Raw genomic sequence first — 18605 nt, forward strand, 5'->3', positions numbered from 1 at the left:
ATGGCAGTAGGGTCGAAGGATCTCGCACCCGCGCAGCTGGACGGTTTCGACAACGAGCGTCTCGTTGAAGAACTCCGCAAGTCCAAGGAAGAGCTGTTCAACCTGCGTTTCCAGTCCGCCACCGGTCAGCTGGAGAACCACGGTCGTCTGCGCGCGGTAAAGAAGGACATCGCACGCATCTACACCGTTCTCCGTGAGCGCGAGCTCGGCATTCGTGCCGAGGTTGCCGCACCGGTTGTGGAAGCCAAGGAAGAGAAGAAGTCCAAGAAGGCTGCAACCAAGAAGGCCGATAAGGCTGAAACGGTTGAGGCCGAGGAGGATGCCAAGTGAGTGAAAAGGACGAGAACGTGACGGAAACTGTTTCCGACGCAGCCAAGGCTGACGAGCGCGGTTACCGTAAGACGAAGCGCGGCTACGTCGTCTCGGACAAGATGGAAAAGACCATCGTTGTCCAGGTCGAAGACCGCGTGAAGCACGCCCTTTACGGCAAGGTCATCCGCCGCAACACGAAGATCAAGGCTCACGACGAAGAGAACACCGCCGGCATCGGCGACCTCGTTCTCCTCGCCGAGACGCGCCCGCTGTCCGCTACCAAGCGGTGGCGCCTGGTGGAGATCCTCGAAAAGGCCAAGTAGCCTTTGCAGGAATGCCGAGAAACCCCCGTTCCCTTTTGGGAACGGGGGTTTCTCCGTTGTTGGGCTGTGCCCTGTTTTGCCGGGCGCCAAGTGTTCGTTCGCGCTACAGCGTCAAGGGGCGCCGGTTCTTGGGGCCAGCCCGACGGCGGCGGCCCGGCTTTGCGGGGGAGCGGCGCTCCGGCGCGCCAAAAGACTGCGGTGCCTGACGCCGTCGTGCATTGCGGGGGAGTGGCGGCTCTGTGATATGGGGATTGGCCCAAAACGTGCTAAGATTTTGAGTTTGTATGGCGCCCTTCGTGCGCCGTCATCAACCTCGTAAACAATCGTGCCACGGCATAGTGCCCCCTTGCGCCCCGATCCGTCGGAATCGCTTGGGAAGCAAATGTTTTTGGCACGGGAGTTTAGGCCTGGTCTGGCAAAATCCAGGCAGGTCAAGAGACACCCCGATCAACCGTTCCGCAAGGCTCATTCCGTAGGAAGATTTTCGGTCTGAGAACCAGCGCGACGCAAGGAGTAAATAGTGATTCAGCAGGAGTCGCGACTCAAGGTCGCCGACAACACGGGTGCTAAGGAAATCCTTACCATTCGCGTTCTCGGTGGATCTGGCCGTCGCTACGCAGGCATTGGCGACGTTATCGTCGCTACCGTCAAGGACGCAATTCCGGGCGGCAACGTAAAGAAGGGCGACGTCGTCAAGGCTGTCATCGTCCGTACCAAGAAGGAACGCCGCCGTGCGGATGGTTCCTACATCAAGTTTGACGAGAACGCAGCTGTGATCCTGAAGAACGACGGTGACCCCCGCGGTACCCGTATCTTCGGACCGGTTGGTCGTGAACTCCGTGACAAGAAGTTCATGAAGATCGTTTCTCTGGCTCCGGAGGTGCTCTAGTCCATGGCTAAGATCAAAAAGGGTGACCTTGTTCAGGTCATCACTGGCGCCAAGGCTGAGCGCGGCGGCGACAAAGGCAAGCAGGGCAAGGTTCTGCGCGTATTCCCGGAGACCAACCGCGTGTTGGTTGAAGGCATTAACCGCGTAACCAAGCACACCAAGGTCGGTCAGTCGCAGCGCGGCACCAAGACCGGTGGCATCGAGGTCGTCGAGGCTTCAATCCACATCTCCAACGTGGCTCTGGTTGACCCCTCCACCAAGAAGCCCACCCGCGTCGGTTTCCGCACCGAGACCGTTGAGCGCGATGGCGTGAAGCGTGAAGTGCGCGTACGCGTGGCCAAGAGCTCCGGGAAGGACATCTAATGACTGAGACTCTCGAGACTCCGGCAACGAAGATCGTTCCTCGTCTGAAGACCAAGTACGCGGATTCCATCAAGAGCACGCTCATTGAGGAATTCAAGTACGAAAACGTCAACCAGGTTCCCCGTCTGGTCAAGGTCGTTGTGAACATGGGTGTTGGAGATGCCGCTAAGGACTCCAAGCTGATCGACGGCGCTGTCCGCGATCTGACCCTGATCACCGGTCAGAAGCCGCAGGTAACCAAGGCCCGCAAGTCGATCGCACAGTTCAAGCTGCGCGAAGGCATGCCCATCGGTGCACACGCAACTCTGCGTGGGGACCGCATGTGGGAATTCCTGGACCGTCTGGTCACGCTGGCACTGCCGCGTATCCGCGACTTCCGGGGCCTCAGTGGCAAGCAGTTCGATGGCAACGGCAACTACACCTTCGGTCTGACCGAGCAGGTTATGTTCCACGAGATCGACCAGGATTCCATCGACCGCGTTCGCGGTATGGACATCACCGTCGTGACCACTGCCAAGACCGACGACGAAGGCCGCGCGCTGCTCAAGGCGCTTGGTTTCCCGTTCAAGACCGAAGCTTAATCTAGCTACATAGAAGGTCCGGCCTTGCCGATCCCCACGGGGATAGCAGGGCGGAAACCGTTATGAGGAAGGGCAAGAGCCCAACATGACCATGACAGATCCCGTCGCAGACATGCTTACGCGTCTGCGCAACGCAAACTCGGCATACCACGACACCGTGACTATGCCGTACAGCAAGCTCAAGGCACGCGTTGCCGACATCCTGAAGGCCGAAGGTTACATCGCCTCCTGGAAAGAAGAAGACGCTGAGGTCGGCAAGAAGCTGACCATCGAGCTCAAGTTCGGTCCGAACCGCGAGCGTTCAATCGCTGGCGTTCGTCGTATTTCCAAGCCGGGACTCCGCGTTTACGCGAAGTCCACCAACCTGCCGCACGTGCTCGGTGGCCTGGGTGTCGCAATCCTGTCCACCTCTTCCGGCCTCTTGACTGACAAGCAGGCCGGCAAGAAGGGCGTGGGCGGCGAAGTCCTCGCTTACGTCTGGTAACGGGAAAGGAAGAGAATAATGTCACGTATTGGACGTCTCCCCATCACCGTTCCTGCCGGCGTTGAGGTCAAGGTTGACGGCTCTGTCGTCAGCGTCAAGGGTTCCAAAGGCGAGCTGAGCCACACTGTGGCCAGCCCGATCGAGGTCACCCTGGAAGATGGCACCCTGACTGTCGCCCGCCCGAACGACGAGCGCGCCTCACGTTCGCTGCACGGCCTGACCCGCACCCTGATCGCCAACATGATCCAGGGTGTCACCGCAGGCTACGAGAAGAAGCTTGAGATTGTCGGTACCGGTTACCGCGTCCAGGCCAAGGGTTCTGACCTGGAGTTCGCTCTGGGCTACAGCCACCCGGTTAACGTCTCGGCACCGAACGGCATCACCTTTGCAGTAGAGACCCCGACCAAGCTCTCTGTTTCAGGTATCTCCAAGCAGCAGGTCGGCGAGGTTGCTGCCAACATTCGCAAGCTGCGGAAGCCGGACCCCTATAAGGGCAAGGGCATCCGCTACGCCGGCGAAGTCATCCGCCGCAAGGTCGGAAAGGCTGGTAAGTAACCATGGCCATCGCAATTAACAAGAAGCGTACGAACAAGAGCAAGTCTGCTTCACGCAGCCGCCGCCAGCTTCGTATCCGCAAGCGCATCTCCGGAACGGCTGTACGCCCTCGCCTGGTCGTCAACCGCTCCGCACGCCACGTATTCGTCCAGGTTGTCGATGACACCAAGGGCCTGACCGTAGCGAGCGCGTCCACACTGGAAGCCGACCTTCGTGCATTCGATGGTGACAAGACCGCCAAGGCCAAGCGCGTTGGTGAACTGGTCGCTGAGCGTGCCAAGGCTGCAGGAATCGAAGCTGTTGTCTTCGACCGCGGTGGTAACAAGTACCACGGCCGGATCGCCGCCGTCGCTGACGGCGCACGTGAAGGTGGGCTGTCACTGTGACCGAAAATAACGAAAAGGACATTCAGGTGACTGAAGCTGTAGCTGCTCCGGCAACTGAGACCGCTGCGCCTGCTACCACTGACGACCGCCGTGGCGCTCGTCGTGGCGAGCGTGGCGACCGCGGCCAGGGCCGTGGCGACCGTGGTGGCCGTGGTGGCCGCGATGGCGGCCGCGAAGCCGAAAAGAGCCAGTTCGTAGAGCGCGTTGTAACCATCAACCGCGTTTCCAAGGTCGTCAAGGGTGGTCGTCGCTTCAGCTTCACCGCCCTCGTCGTTGTCGGCGACGGCAACGGTATGGTCGGCGTTGGCTACGGCAAGGCTAAGGAAGTTCCTGCCGCAATCGCGAAGGGCGTTGAAGAGGCCAAGAAGTCCTTCTTCCGCGTTCCCCGCATCGGCAGCACGATCCCGCACCGCGTTCAGGGTGAAGCCGCCGCAGGCGTCGTCATGCTGCGTCCGGCTTCCGCCGGTACCGGTGTTATCGCCGGTGGTCCGGTCCGTGCAGTACTGGAGTGCGTGGGCATCCACGACATCCTCTCCAAGTCGCTCGGTTCCTCCAACGCCATCAACATCGTTCACGCGACCGTTGATGCCCTGAAGCGCCTCGAAGAGCCGGCAGCAGTGGCAGCACGCCGCGGCCTCCCGCTCGACGAGATCGCTCCGCCGGCAATGGTGAAGGCTCTCCTGAACCAGAAGGCAGGTGTCTGAGTCATGGCTAAGAACCTGATTCCCTCCGACGCTCAGTTGGAGATCACTCAGATCAAGTCCGCCATTGGCGGCAAGCAGAACCAGCGCGACACCCTTCGGTCCCTCGGCCTGAAGCGGATCGGACACACCGTTGTCCGCACCGCCGATGCTGTGACCGTTGGAATGCTCAACACGGTTCCGCACCTGGTAAAGGTAGAGGAGGCGAAGTAAATGGCAGAGAAGAACACCGCCGAAAAGGCACAGGGCGCCGCTGCTGAGAAGCAGAACGCACTGAAGGTTCACCACCTGCGTCCCGCCCCGGGTGCCAAGACCGCCAAGACCCGTGTTGGTCGTGGTGAAGGTTCCAAGGGTAAGACCGCTGGTCGCGGTACCAAGGGTACGAAGGCCCGTTACCAGATCAAGGCTGGCTTTGCCGGCGGCCAGCTGCCGCTGCACATGCGCCTGCCGAAGCTGCGCGGCTTCAAGAACCCGTTCCGGGTGGAGTTCCAGGTTGTAAACCTGGACAAGCTCAACGAGCTGTTCCCGGAAGGTGGCGCAGTCACCGTGGAGAACCTGGTCGAAAAGGGTGCCGTTCGCAAGAACCAGCCCGTCAAGGTGCTGGGCACCGGCGACATCACCGTCAAGGTTGACGTCACGGTCCACGCATTCTCGGCCAGCGCCGCAGAAAAGATCGCAGCAGCAGGCGGAAGCACCACCGCCCTCTAATAAGGGGACGGCGGGGCAGAAGCCTGTTGTGAGAACTCCCGGTACGCGGGGCCCAGGCCCTGCGTACCGGGAGTTTTTTCTCATTTGGGACCTCACCGATTGTTCGACGGGCGCATCAACCCGTTAGACTCGGTTGTTGGGTTTATTGACCTATCTCACACGACTTTATTAACAATCAGGAGGACGCTTGCTTAGCGCATTTGGCCGGGCCTTTCGCACGCCTGATCTGCGACGCAAGTTGTTGTTCACGCTGGGAATCATCACAATCTTCCGCTTGGGTGCCTTCATCCCCTCGCCTGGTGTGAACTACCAGAATGTCCAGCAATGCTTGCAAGGCGGTCAGACTACGGGCGGCATATACCAGCTCGTCAATCTGTTCAGCGGCGGTGCATTGCTGCAGGTGTCCATCTTTGCGCTGGGCATCATGCCGTACATTACGGCCAGCATCATTGTGCAGCTACTCCGCGTGGTCATTCCCCGCTTCCAGCAGCTGTACGAGGAAGGCGCCTCGGGGCAGTCCAAGCTGACGCAGTACACGCGCTACCTGACCATCGCCCTGGGCCTGCTGAACGCCACAACGCTGGTGTCGCTGGCACGTTCCGGCCAGCTGCTGCCCAACTGCCAGCTGGACATCATTCCGGATGCGAGCGTCATCACCACGATCCTCATCATCATCACGCTGACGGCCGGCACCGGCCTGATCATGTGGATGGGCGAGCTCGTAACGGAGAAGGGCGTGGGCAACGGCATGTCGCTGCTCATCTTCACCTCCATCGCCGCCAGCTTCCCGACGTCCCTCGGCGCCATCTGGACCTCACAGGGCCCGGGCACTTTCTTCATGGTGCTGGCGATCGGCCTGCTCACAGTGGCACTCGTCGTGTTCGTGGAACAGTCCCAGCGCCGCATTCCGGTGCAGTACGCCAAGCGCATGATCGGCCGGCGGACCGTGGGCGGAACCAGCACGTACATCCCCATCAAGGTGAACATGGCCGGCGTCGTGCCCGTCATCTTCGCGTCCTCGATGCTGTACCTGCCGGGCCTGATCTCGCAGTTCAACCAGCCGAGGCAGGGCGAACAGATGCAGCCGTGGGTCGAGTGGATCAACAACAACCTCACCCGCGGTGACCACCCCATTTACATGGCGCTCTACTTCGCCATGATTGTTTTCTTCACATACTTCTATGTCGCAATCACTTTCAATCCTGAAGAGGTTTCCGACAACATGAAGAAGTACGGCGGCTTCATCCCGGGTATCCGGGCCGGCAAGCCGACGGCGGACTATCTGCAGTACGTCCTATCCAGGATCACCCTGCCCGGCGCTCTCTACCTGGGTTTCGTGGCATTGATCCCGCTGGTCGCCCTGGTCCTGATCAACGCCAACCAGAACTTCCCGTTCGGTGGCACCTCGATCCTGATCATGGTGGGCGTGGGACTGGAAACGGTCAAGCAGATTGACGCGCAGCTACAACAACGTCACTACGAAGGGCTTTTGCGATGACGAGAATGCTGATTATCGGACCTCCGGGTTCAGGCAAGGGAACGCAGGCAGATCGGATCTCCGAGCGCCTCGGCGTCGTTGCGATCTCCACCGGCGATATCTTCCGCGCCAACGTCAAGGGTGAGACGCCGCTGGGCGTCGAGGCCAAGAAGTACATGGATGCCGGCGATTTCGTGCCGGACAGCGTCACCAACAAGATGGTGCGCGACCGCCTCAGCGAGGACGACGTCGAAAGCGGCTTCCTCCTGGACGGGTACCCCCGCACCACCGCACAGGTGGACTACCTCGATGAGATCCTCGCCAAGGGTGAGCAGAAGCTGGACGTTGTCCTGCAGCTGACCGCCGATGACGAGGAACTGGTGACGCGCCTCCTGGGCCGCGCCAAAGATACCGGCCGCAGCGACGACAACGAAGCCGTCATCCGCCACCGGCTGGACCTCTACCACGAGCAGACCGAAGCCGTTGTGGCCAAGTATGCCGAGCGCGGCATCCTGACCCAGGTCGACGGCATTGGCGCCATCGACGAGGTCACCGATCGCGTGATGGAAGCCATCAAGGCAGCACAGGCAGCCTGATCCGGGGTTAGCAGGGCTCTGAGGCAGATGCCGGAACCCGGCTCGCCTTCAGTGCCAGGAAGGGCGCGTCCCGTACCATCGTGTACGGGACGCGCCCTTTCCTTGTTGGCGGGCGCCCCGGTTTTCGGCGGCGCCGTGCTTGGCGGCCGTCGTGTTTGGCAAGACCGTCAGCGGCTCAGGGCCGGACGGGGAATCGCCGGACGCATTGTCTGTGGGGAGATATGCATGAACCAGACCCTTCCGGGGGCGGCGCGGATCGCCGGCCTCGAAGTGTACGTGCCGCCTGGCCGGCTGGGAACCGGTCAACTGGAGCAGCAGCTCGCAGCCGCCAGCCCGGATTTCCGGGTCCCGAGGGGCCTGATCGGCCGGCTGACCGGCATCCGGACGCGGTCGGTGATGGCCGCGACCGAGCAGGCCTCGGACCTGGCGGCTGTCGCCGCCGCCAAACTGCTGGCGGACCGCGGCCTCCAGCCCGCCGACGTCGACCTCCTCCTTTTTGCTTCGGCGAGCCAGGACATGGTGGAACCGGCCACCGGCCACATGGTCGCCGCGAAACTCGGCATGGGCTGCCCGGTGATGGACATCAAGAATGCCTGCAACAGCATCCTGAACGGCCTCGAGGTGGCTGACGCCCTGATCGGAACCGGGCGCTACCGGCGCGTCCTCCTGGTCAGCGGCGAATCGCCCTCCCGCGCGGTGCGGTGGTCCGTTCCGGACCAGGACACTTTCGCCGCAGCCTTCCCGGGCTACACAATGAGCGACGCCGGGTGCGCCCTGCTGCTGGAACCGGCAGACCCCGACGACGACGCCGGGTCCCGGGTGCTGGGCATGGGTTTCACGGCAAAGAGCAGCCACTGGGCCGTAGGAACGCTCGCCACCGGGGGCTCCGTTTCGCCCCGTGACCCTGAAGCGACGTACTTCAACATGGACGGCGAAAAACTCAAGGACGCGTTCCTCGACCTCGGCAGCGGCATCCTGGACGAGACCCTGGATCGCCTGGGCCTGGCGTGGTCCGACCTCGCCGTCGTCTGCGTGCATCAGGTGAGTGCCCCGTACCGGGACATTTTTGCCCGCGGTGCCGGGGTGCCGCAGGACAAGCTCGTGCGCACCGTGGAGGAGTTCGGCAACATGGCCTCAGTCAGCCTGCCGCTGCAGCTGAAGGTGGCGCAGGACCTGGGCCGGTGCGGTCCCGGTGACCTGGTGGCGCTGGTGGGGCTGGCCGGCGGCGTGAGCCTGGGCATCGCGGTGGTGCGGCTGTGACGGGACCGGCTCCCGGCAGCGAACCGGTCACCGATAACGAACCGCCGGTGCGGGCGCTATGTGTCGCGATGCCGGCGCTCAACGAGGAGAAACTGATCCGCCAATCCCTGCAGGCGCTGGCCGCGCAGCTGCACGAAGAGTTCACCCTCGTAGTGGTGGACAACGGATCAACGGACGCTACCAGAGAAATCGTCGCGGACTTTGCCCGGCATCACCCGGCCATGGATGTCCGCCTGATCCACGAGCGGCAAAAGGGGACCGGCGCCGCAGCTGATACGGGTATGCGATTCGGTGCCCTGCACGGCGCGCGCTGGCTGGCACGCACGGACGCGGACTGCCTCCCCGCCGCGGACTGGACACTGCGCATCATGGAAGCATTCGACGACGGGCTGGAAATGATTGCCGGCCAGCTGAACCCGCGGCTGGACGAAGGGCTTGGCCGGGCGAGCCGCTGGCTGATGCTGCTGGCCGTGGAGGTCGCCTCGTTCTTCGGCCGCATCCGCCCGGGCAACAAAGGGGACGGCTACCTTGGCCCCTACCAGATGCTGCCCGGCTGCAACATGGCCATCACCGCTGAGCTGTATCTCCGGTCCGGCGGATTTCCCCGCACCAGCATTGAGGACCTGCACGAGGACCGCGCGCTGTCCAACCGGGTCCGCAAGCTCACGCGCGCCTATGCCCTCCGGCGGAACGTGGTGGTTTACGGATCCTCCCGGCGGGTACAGGCCTGGGGCCTGCCCAACACCCTGGCCTGGTACGCGGACCACCGTTTCCGTCCCGACCACGTGGACATCCGGTGAGCGCCGTTGCGGTACGGTCGGCGAACACCGGAGACCTGGCCGTCTGGGAGCGGCGCCTGCACACCGGCGCCCATCCGGTGCTGTACCCGCTGATCCGCGGGCTGGGGAAGCTCCGGCCCGTTGTCCGGCTGCCGGGCCTGGGCGTGCTGGTCAGCGAGGCCTCACTCGTCCGGGAAGTCCTGATGGACGCACGCTATTCGAAGTCCGGGTCCAGGGCTTCCGGTGCGCTGTGGACGCCGGTGGTGGGACCCCGCGTCCTGCTGAACATGCATGGCGAAGAGCACCTTGAACTGCGCCGCCGCCTCAACGGACTGTTCACACCGCGGGCCGTTGCAGCGATCGTTGACCCCGCGGGCGAACGGCTCCGCGAACGGGTGGCCGCCGGGCTGGGGAACGGCGGCGCGGTGGAGCTCGTAGGGCTGGTCAAGGAACTGTCCGGGGGAGTGATCAGCAGACTGCTGGGCGTCCGGGACGATGCGCCCGGCCGCCTGCCGGACACGGAACTTTTCAACCTTGGCACGTCCATTACCTCGCTGGTGCGGCTGGGCCGCCGGCGGCTGACGGCGCCGCAGGTGGCAAAGGCGAAGGCCGCCGTCGAAATTCTGGCCGGACCTGCACGCAGCGCGTACCGCAGCGACGACCCCTCCACCTTTCCGGGGCGGCTCCGTGTCCTGGGGCTCAGCGAGGACGAAGCTGTGGGGATCGTCAGCGCGTTTGTGATTGCCGGGACTGAAACCCTGGTGTCCTACGTTCCGCGGCTCGTGGCGATGCTGTTCGACGGCGGCAGGCTCCCCGGACTGGCAGCCGACCGCAGCGGCCTCCCGGACGCCGTCAATGAGGGCCTGCGGTACACGGCGCCGTCGCCGATGATGCTCCGCGAGGCGACGGCGGCCGGGCGGCTGGGCGGTGTCCGGATCAGGCCGGGGGATCGCATCCTGCTGTCCACCGTGCACGCGGTGAAAAGCCTGGGCGGCTTTGACCCGGGGACGCCCATCCCGCCGGTTGCCCGCCAGCTGTGGTTCGGGGCGGGCGCCCACTTCTGCATCGGGATGCCGCTGGCGATGGCCGAAATCAACTGCGCACTGGGCGTGCTGCTGGACGAGTACAGCCGCAGCCCGTGGTCCGTCCGCTCCCGTGCCGTCAGCCGGAACGTGCTCATTCCGCACTACAAGTCCCTGGAGCTGACCCGTGCCAACTGACCTGCCGGATGACCTCATCGCCGCCGTCTACGACGCCGCATCAAAATATCCCGATCATCCGGCCATCACCGCCCCAGGCAAACGCAGCGGCAGGCCCGGCAAGACGATCAGCTACCGGGACCTTGCCGCCGGCATCGAGTCGACCGCTGCGGGCCTGCGCCGTGACGGCTTCGGCCCGGGGGAGCGCCTGCTGTTTTCGGTCCGGCCCGGCCCGGCAGCATTCACGCTGGCACTGGCCGCCGTCCGTGCGGGCGGGGCCATTGTGTTCATCGATCCCGGGGTCGGGCCCGAACTGTTCCGGAACCGGACCGCCCTGGCATCTCCGCGGTGGGCCGCCTCCGAGTCCCTGCTCTATGCTCTCAGCGCGCGAGGCCCGCTCCGGCCCCTTGCCAGGCGCCGCGGCCTGCTGCTTCCGGATTACGGCGCCATGGAGGTCCGGCACTACCACTCCGGCCCGTGGCTTCCGGGAGTCCCGCGGAAGTCCACCAACATCCGGTCGCTGTCCCGCGGTCAGGCTTCCCGCGGCGGCAAGTACGACGGCGGCGCTCCCGCCGGCGGCGCTCCCGCCGACCGCGGCGGCAAGTACGACGGCGGCCGTTCCACCGCCCTACCGGCGATGGAGGCCGCGCCGGGCCAGGAAGCGGTCATCATTTTCACCTCCGGCACCACGGGGAATCCCAAAGGCGTGGTGCACAGCCGCGGGACCCTGGCGGCCGGGTTTGGCCAGCTGAGTACGCGATGCACCTTTGCCGCCGGCGACCGCATCCATTCGGAGCAGCTGATGATGGGCCTGCCGGCCCTGATCGCCGGCGCCCACTGGACCATGCCGGCGTACGGTTTGTCCGCCGCAATCGATCCGCTGCGCTTCGCGGCAGAGCTGGGACCTGCGCCGCGGCATGACGCGGCAACCCACGTGTTCCTGGTGCCCTCACAGCTGGCGCCGATCCTTGATGCCGTGGAAGCAGGACGGCTGGTGTGGCCGGACACCCTGAAAACGGTGATGCTGGGTGCCGCCCCCGTCCTGGCTCCGTTCCTTGAGCGGGCCGCCGGGCTCCTCCCCGGCGTGCGCTTCCACTGCATCTACGGGATGACGGAAGTGCTGCCTATTGCGATCGCTGACGGGCGCGAAAAGCTGGATTTCGCGTCCGGCCGCACAGCCGGGTTCCGGACACCGGAAGGCGCCGGCGAGGGCGACTACCTGGGCGAGCCCCTGCCGGGCGTGCGCCTCAGGGTGGCGGAGGACCACGAGCTGATCGTCTCCGGGCCGAACATGTGCCTGGGCTACCTCGGCGAGGACCCCATGGACGAGCACGCCACCGGCGACCTCGTGCGGCTGGACCACGGCCCGGCGGGCACCTTCGGCCCGGCTGGCGCCACCAGCCCCGACAGTGCCAGCGGCCCGGAAAGTCCAACGGAAGCGCCGAGGCTGGTCCTGCTGGGGCGGAAGAAGGACATGATCATCCGCGGCAAGACCAACATCTACCCAGGCCTGTACGAGCCCGTCATTGCCGGCATCGACGGTGTTGGCCAGGCCGTGATGGTGGGCGTCCCGGACGGCATCGGCGACGAAGCGGTATGGCTTGCCGTCGAACCGAAGCACGGACGCAACCAGGAGGCGCTGCTGCGGACACTGCGCCGCGAGCTGCCGAAACTCATCGACGAATCGGCGCTGCCTGACCGGATCGAGCTCATGTCGAAGCTCCCGGCGTCCGGCAGGCACCGCAAACCGGACCGCGTTGCCCTGAGGACTCGTTTCGAAGACCTGCGGTCACAAGGCCGCCCGCCGGAAGGGACGCCGTGAGGATCGCAGTGACCGGGGCCAGCGGGTTCGTCGGCGGAGCCGTTGCTATGGCTGCCGAGGAACGCGGCTGGGAGGTGATCCGGTACGGCCGGCGCCAACTCCCGGGCCTCGGCATATGGGACCTCAGCGCAGGGCCACTGTCCTCTCCGCCGGACGTCGACGCCGTCGTGCATGCCGGCGCGCATGTGGCGGACTGGGGTCCTCCCCAGCTGTTCCACCGCGTCAACGTGCTGGGGACTGAGGCCGTGGCCGCCACTTTCCCGGGTGCGCGGCTGGTCCACATTTCCAGCTCCAGCGTCTATCCATGGTGGCAGCCGTGCGTGGACCGGCCGGAGGATTCGGTCGCAGGGCGGTACCTGAACGCTTACTCCCGATCGAAGGCCCTGGCGGAAGCCGCGGCAGCACGGCACGGAAATGCCCTGATCCTACGGCCGCACGGCGTGTACGGCCCCGGAGACCGGACACTGCTGCCCCGCCTGATCAGCAACGTGAACCATGGCAGGCTGCTGAGCGTCGGCGGCCCGGACATCCGGCATCAGCTGACCTCCATCGGCAACCTGGCCCGGGCAGCGCTTGCGGCCTGCACCTCGGAGGCCACCGGTCCCGTCAACGTCGCCGACCACCGCCCGGTGGCACTTGGCGAGGTCCTGCGCGAGGTGCTGGACGCGACCGGCCGGGCCGACGTCGAACTCGGTTTCATTCCGATGCGCGCGGCGATGACGCTGGCGGCGTCCCTCGAAGCAATGGCAGGCGTGACACGCAGGCCGCCGCGGCTGACGCGCTACGCCGTGAGCCAGCTCGGCTTCGAGCGCACCTACTGCACACGGCGGTTGCGGGAGGAGCTGGGAGTGGACCCTGTCCCGAGCAGCTTCGCAGGTGCGGGAGAATGGATCAGAGACCTGGGATGAACGCATCCCGCCAGCGAGACAAAGCACTGAGGTATACATGGCATTCGGACAGCCCCGCATCGAATACAAGACCAACGCCCAAATGCGCACCATGCATGAGGCCGGCTTGGTCCTGAGCCGCGCCCTGGACGCTGCGGTTGCGGCGGCCACCCCCGGCACCACCACGGCACAGCTGGACGCCGTCTTCCGCGCAGTCCTCGACGAGGCGGGCGCCAAGTCCAACTTCCTCGGCTACCACGGGTTCCCGGCCACCATCTGCACCTCCGTCAACGAGGAAGTGGTCCACGGGATCCCGGGCAACCGCGTGCTGAACGACGGCGACATCATCTCGATCGACGGCGGAGCCATTGTGGACGGCTGGCACTCCGACTCGGCCCGCACCGTGATCGTAGGCACCCCCGACCCCGAAGACGTCAGGCTGTCCGAAGTCACCGAAGAAGCCATGTGGCGGGGCATCGCCGCGCTTGCGACCGGAAAGTTCGTGGGGGACATCGGCTGCGCCGTGGACGACTACGTCTCTTCCGTACAGGGCAAGCCGCTGGGCATCCTGGAAGACTACGTTGGCCACGGCATCGGCTCCGAGATGCACATGGCGCCGGACGTGCTGAACTACCGCACCAACCACCGCGGGCCCAAGATCCGCCCCGGGCTGTGCCTGGCGATCGAGCCCATGCTGGTCCGCGGCAGCATCGAGACAGCCGTGCTCGAGGACGACTGGACCGTGGTGACCACCGACGGCAAGCGTTCCTGCCAGTGGGAGCACTCGGTGGCCGTCCACGAAAAGGGCATCTGGGTTCTTTCCGCGCCCGACGGCGGTGCGAAGCGGCTTGCGCCGCTGGGCGTGGTCCCCGTCCCGATCCCGTAGCCCAAGTAGGTCGCAGTTGATGTCGTTATGAGGGCTCATAACGACATCTGCTGCGACCCAGTTGGGTGTGCGGGCACAATGGAGCCATGGGAGCCATTACTGATGTGCCGGGGATGCGGATAGGCCACGTTCAGAAGTCCGACGCCGGCTGGCTCACCGGCGTGACCGTGGTGCTTCCGCCGCCCGGAACCGTCGGCTCCGTGGACGTCCGCGGTGGCGGCCCGGCTACCTCGGAAACAGACGCGCTGGATCCCACCACCCTCTCGCAGCAGGTGGACGCCGTGGTACTCACCGGCGGCAGCGCCTTCGGCCTGGTCACGGCGCGCGGCGCCCAACGCTGGTGCGAGGAAAACGGCAGGGGCTTGCCGGTGCCTGGCGGTTTGGTGCCGATCGTCCCCGCCGCGGCCATCTTCGACCTGGGCCGCGGCGGCGACTTTGCCGCCCGCCCGGACGAGGACATGGGCTACGCGGCAACCGCCGCCGCCGCTGCGCAACCGGAAAGTCACGACGTCGAACGCGGCAACGCGGGGGCCGGCACCGGGGCGGTCATCGGCCGGGGGACGTACAAAGGCGGAGTCGGGACAGCCTCAGTGACTCTGGAGAACGGCGTCGTTGTAGGGGCCCTGGCAATAGTCAATGCGGTGGGGATGCCGTTCGGGTCGAGGGGTGAGCCTGTCGAAACGCCGAGGGTTTCGGCCGTTGCGGCGGAAGCCGCAGAGGAACCACCCCTGAACACCACGCTCGTCGTCGTCGCCACGAATGCCATCCTCAGCAAAGCCGACTGCAAACGGACCGCCTCGGCTGCTCACGCCGGACTGGCCCGTGCGCTGAATCCGAGCCATACCCTGGCCGACGGCGACACCGTGTTCTGCCTGGCCACCGGCGCCGTCGAACTGGAAAGCATCGGGACACCGAGGCACTTCAGCCTCATCGCGCTGCAGAGCGCGGCGGCCGACGTGGTGACCGAAGCCATCCTGGACGGCATCTCGCGGGCCGCGGGCGTCACAACCCCGGCGGGGGAATTTGCTGCGTACGGCCCGGTAGTGCGCTACCATGGTCCGATTTAACATTCCTGCCAAGATGGCGTAGTGTTGTCTGTTGGTTGTCTGCCCTGTTTGCGCCCTTTTGCGGTCGGAAGGCAGAGACCAATCAATCAAAAACGTTCGCAGTCATGTCCGGTGCCAATCGGAAAGGCTGTGGCAACAACAGTTAGCGGAGGGTATGGCCAAGAAGGACGGGGTCATTGAGATCGAGGGCGTTGTGACTGAGGCGCTGCCTAACGCGATGTTTCGCGTTGAGCTCACCAACAAGCACATCGTTCTGGCGCACATCTCTGGAAAAATGCGCCAGCACTACATCAGGATTCTCCCTGAGGACCGGGTAGTGGTGGAGCTGAGCCCGTACGACCTCACACGTGGTCGTATCGTCTACCGCTACAAGTAAACACTGGGCGGCCAGAGCAACAGCCGAAGGCCGGTCCAGCTGACCAACTGCAACACGCAAAGGAACGCCATGAAGGTCAAGCCGAGCGTCAAGCAGATCTGCGAAAAGTGCAAAGTGATCCGCCGTAATGGCCGGGTCATGGTGATCTGCGAGAACCCGCGCCACAAGCAGCGCCAGGGCTAATTTCCTTCACGGGAAACCCTGGGTTGCTAACCCACGCAAGTAAATAAAGGCAGCACAAGCTGAATTGGGACGTATGAGCCCGGACAGCTAACCCCCGGTCGGAGGCTGGGGCCGCACTGAAAGTGCGGGTGTACTGCCTACGACCTCCGGTTTATACAAGGAGTACCGCCAATATGGCTCGTCTCGCTGGCGTAGACATTCCCCGCGAAAAGCGGTTGGAAATTGCGCTTACTTACATCTACGGCGTGGGCAAGACCCGTGCACACGAAACCCTGGCTGCTACCGGCATCAGTGCAGACGTTCGGGTCAAGGACCTGACCGACGCACAGCTGGTTGAGCTGCGTGACTACATTGAAGGCAACTACAAGGTTGAGGGTGACCTTCGCCGCGAAGTAGCCGCTGATATCCGCCGCAAGGTTGAAATCGGCAGCTACGAAGGCCTGCGTCACCGCAAGGGCCTGCCCGTACGCGGACAGCGTACGAAGACCAACGCACGTACCCGCAAGGGTCCGAAGCGCACCGTCGCCGGCAAGAAGAAAGCCGGCCGCTAGAAATAGCTGCTGACTTTCCCCCGATAACTTTCTGTAGGAGAAATAATGCCCCCGAAGACTCGTGGCGCGGTTCGCAAGCCGCGTAAGAAGGACAAGAAGAATATCGCGCTGGGCCAGGCGCACATCAAGAGCACCTTTAACAACACCATCGTTTCCATCACGGATCCGAACGGTGCTGTCATCTCCTGGGCTTCCGCCGGTGAGGTTGGCTTCAAGGGCTCACGTAAGTCCACCCCGTTCGCTGCCCAGATGGCTGCCGAAGCTGCCGCAAAGCGTGCACAGGAGCACGGTCTGCGCAAGGTTGACGTATTCGTCAAGGGACCGGGATCAGGACGCGAGACCGCAATCCGTTCGCTGCAGGCCGCTGGCCTCGAGGTTGGTTCCATCCAGGACGTAACCCCCAGCGCGCACAACGGCTGCCGTCCGCCGAAGCGCCGCCGCGTCTAAGACGTTTCCAGCAGCAGGAGCTTGCCCGGACCTTCACGGGTCCGGGCAGGCCCAGCCGCGTTAAGTCTTCAGACCGAATTTCCACCACCTGTGTTGCGTCATATAGCGGATGCTCGCCGAAAGGAAACCTAAGTGCTCATTGCACAGCGCCCCACCCTCTCTGAAGAGGTAGTCTCCGAAAACCGCTCCCGTTTCATCATTGAACCGCTGGAGCCGGGCTTTGGATACACTCTCGGAAACTCCCTCCGCCGTACCCTGCTCTCCTCCATCCCGGGCGCTGCTGTAACCAGCATCCGGATCGATGGCGTGCTGCACGAGTTCACCACGGTTCCGGGTGTCAAGGAAGATGTCACCGAGATCATCCTGAACATCAAGAACCTGTCGGTTTCCTCCGAGCACGACGAGCCGGTTGTTGCTTACCTGCGCAAGCAGGGCCCGGGAGTCGTCACCGCCGCGGACATCGCTCCGCCGGCCGGCGTCGAATTCCACAACCCGGATCTGCACATTGCCACGCTGAACTCGAAGGGCAAGTTCGAACTCGAACTGACCATCGAGCGCGGCCGCGGCTACGTTTCGGCAGCTCAGAACAAGTCCGGCGATTCCGAGATCGGCCGCATTCCGGTCGACTCGATCTACTCGCCGGTGCTGAAGGTTACTTTCCGCGTGGAAGCTACCCGTGTTGAGCAGCGCACTGACTTCGACAAGCTGATTGTCGACGTCGAGACCAAGCAGGCAATCGCCCCGCGCGACGCCGTTGCTTCGGCAGGCACCACCCTGGTGGAACTGTTCGGTCTGGCCCGCGAGCTGAACACCGCAGCTGAAGGTATCGAGATTGGCCCGTCGCCGACTGACGCTGCCCTGGCAGCTGACATGGCCCTGCCGATCGAGGATCTGGACCTCACCGTCCGTTCCTACAACTGCCTCAAGCGTGAGGGCATCCACACCGTGGGTGAACTCGTTGCCCGCTCCGAGGCCGACCTGATGGACATCCGTAACTTCGGTGCGAAGTCCATCGACGAGGTCAAGGCCAAGCTGGTTGAACTGGGTCTGTCCCTCAAGGACTCGCCTCCCGGTTTCGACCTGGCAGCTCGCGCCGCAGCCATCGAAGAGGACGACGCCGCGTTCAGCGACGACGAGCTCTAACAAGCAGATCTTGGCCACGGGTCCAGTGATGGACCTGGCCGGCCTACACAACAGGAGAAACAATTATGCCTACCCCCACTAAGGGTCCGCGCCTCGGAGGCGGCCCGGCTCACGAGCGCCTGATGCTCGCGAACCTGGCTGCAGCACTGTTCGAGCACAAGCGGATCACCACCACGGTGACCAAGGCCAAGCGCCTGAAGCCGTACGCAGAGCGTCTGGTGACTTTCGCCAAGCGCGGCGACCTCGCTTCCCGCCGTCGTGTACTCGGCCTGATCAGCAACAAGGGCGTCGTCCACGAGCTGTTCACCGACATTGCACAGGCAGTGGAGAACCGCGATGGCGGCTACACCCGCATCACCAAGATCGGCAACCGCAAGGGCGACAACGCTCCCATGGCTGTCATCGAACTGGTTCTCGAGCCGGTTTCCGCCAAGCAGGCCGTCGTAGCTGAGGCTACCGCTGCTGCCAAGCGCGATGCAGACAAGGCTGCTCCGGCCGCCGAGGAAGCTCCCGCCGAAGCTGCTGAGACCGAAGCTGCTGAGACCGAAGCTGCTGAGACCGAAGAGGCCCCGGCCGCTGAGGAAGCTGCTGCAGAGCCTGCTGCTGAGGAAAAGGACGCGAAGTAATTCG

26 protein-coding genes are annotated in these 18605 nt (G+C 64.2%); all 26 read left to right on the forward strand.

Annotation, left to right across the window (positions count from 1 at the left end):
* On the forward strand, nucleotides 1–330 hold the full coding sequence (gene rpmC / locus J2805_RS04965) for a 50S ribosomal protein L29 (protein WP_309970068.1): 330 nt from the start codon (nucleotides 1–3) through the stop codon (nucleotides 328–330).
* Nucleotides 327–635: a 30S ribosomal protein S17 gene (rpsQ, locus tag J2805_RS04970; protein ID WP_104172035.1), complete on the forward strand. Its 309-nt coding sequence runs from the start codon at nucleotides 327–329 to the stop codon at nucleotides 633–635. The genes rpmC and rpsQ overlap by 4 nt, the downstream gene beginning before the upstream one ends.
* Nucleotides 636–1155: 520 nt before the next feature.
* Nucleotides 1156–1524: a 50S ribosomal protein L14 gene (gene rplN, locus J2805_RS04975; RefSeq protein ID WP_003803789.1), complete on the forward strand. Its 369-nt coding sequence runs from the start codon at nucleotides 1156–1158 to the stop codon at nucleotides 1522–1524.
* A 3-nt stretch (nucleotides 1525–1527) separates the two neighbouring features.
* The gene (rplX, locus tag J2805_RS04980; protein WP_024366125.1) at nucleotides 1528–1887 is read left to right on the forward strand and encodes a 50S ribosomal protein L24; all 360 of its coding nucleotides are present in this window, start codon (nucleotides 1528–1530) and stop codon (nucleotides 1885–1887) included.
* A complete protein-coding gene (rplE, locus tag J2805_RS04985) occupies nucleotides 1887–2468 on the forward strand; it encodes a 50S ribosomal protein L5 (RefSeq protein WP_214837608.1) in 582 nt (193 codons plus the stop codon). Before rplX ends, rplE begins: the two co-directional genes overlap by 1 nt.
* A gap of 85 nt (nucleotides 2469–2553) precedes the next feature.
* On the forward strand, nucleotides 2554–2952 hold the full coding sequence (gene rpsH, locus J2805_RS04990) for a 30S ribosomal protein S8 (RefSeq protein ID WP_305941799.1): 399 nt from the start codon (nucleotides 2554–2556) through the stop codon (nucleotides 2950–2952).
* Nucleotides 2953–2970: 18 nt separating this feature from the next.
* A complete protein-coding gene (gene rplF, locus J2805_RS04995) occupies nucleotides 2971–3507 on the forward strand; it encodes a 50S ribosomal protein L6 (RefSeq protein WP_028269576.1) in 537 nt (178 codons plus the stop codon).
* 2 nt (nucleotides 3508–3509) lie between these two features.
* Nucleotides 3510–3893, forward strand: coding sequence for a 50S ribosomal protein L18 (gene rplR, locus J2805_RS05000; RefSeq protein WP_011692796.1), 384 nt, complete (start codon nucleotides 3510–3512; stop codon nucleotides 3891–3893).
* A 26-nt stretch (nucleotides 3894–3919) separates the two neighbouring features.
* The gene (rpsE, locus tag J2805_RS05005; protein WP_309970082.1) at nucleotides 3920–4597 is read left to right on the forward strand and encodes a 30S ribosomal protein S5; all 678 of its coding nucleotides are present in this window, start codon (nucleotides 3920–3922) and stop codon (nucleotides 4595–4597) included.
* A gap of 3 nt (nucleotides 4598–4600) precedes the next feature.
* Entirely contained in the window at nucleotides 4601–4807 is a 207-nt protein-coding gene (gene rpmD, locus J2805_RS05010; RefSeq protein ID WP_056626615.1) for a 50S ribosomal protein L30, read from the forward strand.
* Complete coding sequence (gene rplO, locus J2805_RS05015) at nucleotides 4808–5302, forward strand: 50S ribosomal protein L15 (protein WP_058931722.1); 495 nt, start codon at nucleotides 4808–4810, stop codon at nucleotides 5300–5302. It begins immediately after the preceding gene.
* 187 nt (nucleotides 5303–5489) lie between these two features.
* Nucleotides 5490–6800: a preprotein translocase subunit SecY gene (gene secY / locus J2805_RS05020; RefSeq protein ID WP_309970086.1), complete on the forward strand. Its 1311-nt coding sequence runs from the start codon at nucleotides 5490–5492 to the stop codon at nucleotides 6798–6800.
* A gap of 5 nt (nucleotides 6801–6805) precedes the next feature.
* The gene (locus J2805_RS05025) at nucleotides 6806–7375 is read left to right on the forward strand and encodes an adenylate kinase (RefSeq protein ID WP_309970584.1); all 570 of its coding nucleotides are present in this window, start codon (nucleotides 6806–6808) and stop codon (nucleotides 7373–7375) included.
* A gap of 225 nt (nucleotides 7376–7600) precedes the next feature.
* Nucleotides 7601–8635 carry a 3-oxoacyl-ACP synthase III family protein gene (locus tag J2805_RS05030; RefSeq protein ID WP_309970091.1) on the forward strand — a complete coding sequence of 345 codons (1035 nt, stop codon included), beginning with the start codon at nucleotides 7601–7603 and terminating at the stop codon, nucleotides 8633–8635.
* A complete protein-coding gene (locus tag J2805_RS05035; RefSeq protein WP_309970094.1) occupies nucleotides 8632–9435 on the forward strand; it encodes a glycosyltransferase family 2 protein in 804 nt (267 codons plus the stop codon). Before J2805_RS05030 ends, J2805_RS05035 begins: the two co-directional genes overlap by 4 nt.
* Nucleotides 9432–10634 carry a cytochrome P450 gene (locus J2805_RS05040; protein WP_309970097.1) on the forward strand — a complete coding sequence of 401 codons (1203 nt, stop codon included), beginning with the start codon at nucleotides 9432–9434 and terminating at the stop codon, nucleotides 10632–10634. Before J2805_RS05035 ends, J2805_RS05040 begins: the two co-directional genes overlap by 4 nt.
* Nucleotides 10624–12435, forward strand: coding sequence for a class I adenylate-forming enzyme family protein (locus J2805_RS05045; RefSeq protein WP_309970100.1), 1812 nt, complete (start codon nucleotides 10624–10626; stop codon nucleotides 12433–12435). Before J2805_RS05040 ends, J2805_RS05045 begins: the two co-directional genes overlap by 11 nt.
* Complete coding sequence (locus tag J2805_RS05050) at nucleotides 12432–13343, forward strand: NAD-dependent epimerase/dehydratase family protein (protein WP_309970103.1); 912 nt, start codon at nucleotides 12432–12434, stop codon at nucleotides 13341–13343. The genes J2805_RS05045 and J2805_RS05050 overlap by 4 nt, the downstream gene beginning before the upstream one ends.
* A 37-nt stretch (nucleotides 13344–13380) precedes the next feature.
* The gene (gene map / locus J2805_RS05055) at nucleotides 13381–14208 is read left to right on the forward strand and encodes a type I methionyl aminopeptidase (protein ID WP_309970106.1); all 828 of its coding nucleotides are present in this window, start codon (nucleotides 13381–13383) and stop codon (nucleotides 14206–14208) included.
* Nucleotides 14209–14294: 86 nt separating this feature from the next.
* Nucleotides 14295–15275: a P1 family peptidase gene (locus J2805_RS05060; protein WP_309970110.1), complete on the forward strand. Its 981-nt coding sequence runs from the start codon at nucleotides 14295–14297 to the stop codon at nucleotides 15273–15275.
* A 154-nt stretch (nucleotides 15276–15429) separates the two neighbouring features.
* Entirely contained in the window at nucleotides 15430–15651 is a 222-nt protein-coding gene (gene infA, locus J2805_RS05065; RefSeq protein ID WP_009358723.1) for a translation initiation factor IF-1, read from the forward strand.
* A gap of 69 nt (nucleotides 15652–15720) precedes the next feature.
* Nucleotides 15721–15834 carry a 50S ribosomal protein L36 gene (gene rpmJ, locus J2805_RS05070; protein WP_009358722.1) on the forward strand — a complete coding sequence of 38 codons (114 nt, stop codon included), beginning with the start codon at nucleotides 15721–15723 and terminating at the stop codon, nucleotides 15832–15834.
* A gap of 173 nt (nucleotides 15835–16007) precedes the next feature.
* Nucleotides 16008–16385, forward strand: a complete 378-nt coding sequence (gene rpsM, locus J2805_RS05075) for a 30S ribosomal protein S13 (RefSeq protein ID WP_011692780.1) — start codon at nucleotides 16008–16010, stop codon at nucleotides 16383–16385.
* Between the two features lie 45 nt (nucleotides 16386–16430).
* Nucleotides 16431–16832 (forward strand): 30S ribosomal protein S11, encoded by a 402-nt coding sequence (gene rpsK, locus J2805_RS05080; RefSeq protein WP_028265083.1) that lies wholly within the window; start codon nucleotides 16431–16433, stop codon nucleotides 16830–16832.
* Between the two features lie 132 nt (nucleotides 16833–16964).
* The gene (locus tag J2805_RS05085) at nucleotides 16965–17975 is read left to right on the forward strand and encodes a DNA-directed RNA polymerase subunit alpha (protein ID WP_011692778.1); all 1011 of its coding nucleotides are present in this window, start codon (nucleotides 16965–16967) and stop codon (nucleotides 17973–17975) included.
* A gap of 65 nt (nucleotides 17976–18040) precedes the next feature.
* A complete protein-coding gene (gene rplQ / locus J2805_RS05090; RefSeq protein ID WP_309970119.1) occupies nucleotides 18041–18601 on the forward strand; it encodes a 50S ribosomal protein L17 in 561 nt (186 codons plus the stop codon).
* The last annotated feature ends 4 nt before the right edge of the window (nucleotides 18602–18605 follow it).

The sequence above is a fragment of the Arthrobacter oryzae genome (genome assembly GCF_031454875.1).
In the GTDB taxonomy this organism is placed as follows: Bacteria; Actinomycetota; Actinomycetes; order Actinomycetales; family Micrococcaceae; genus Arthrobacter; species Arthrobacter oryzae_D.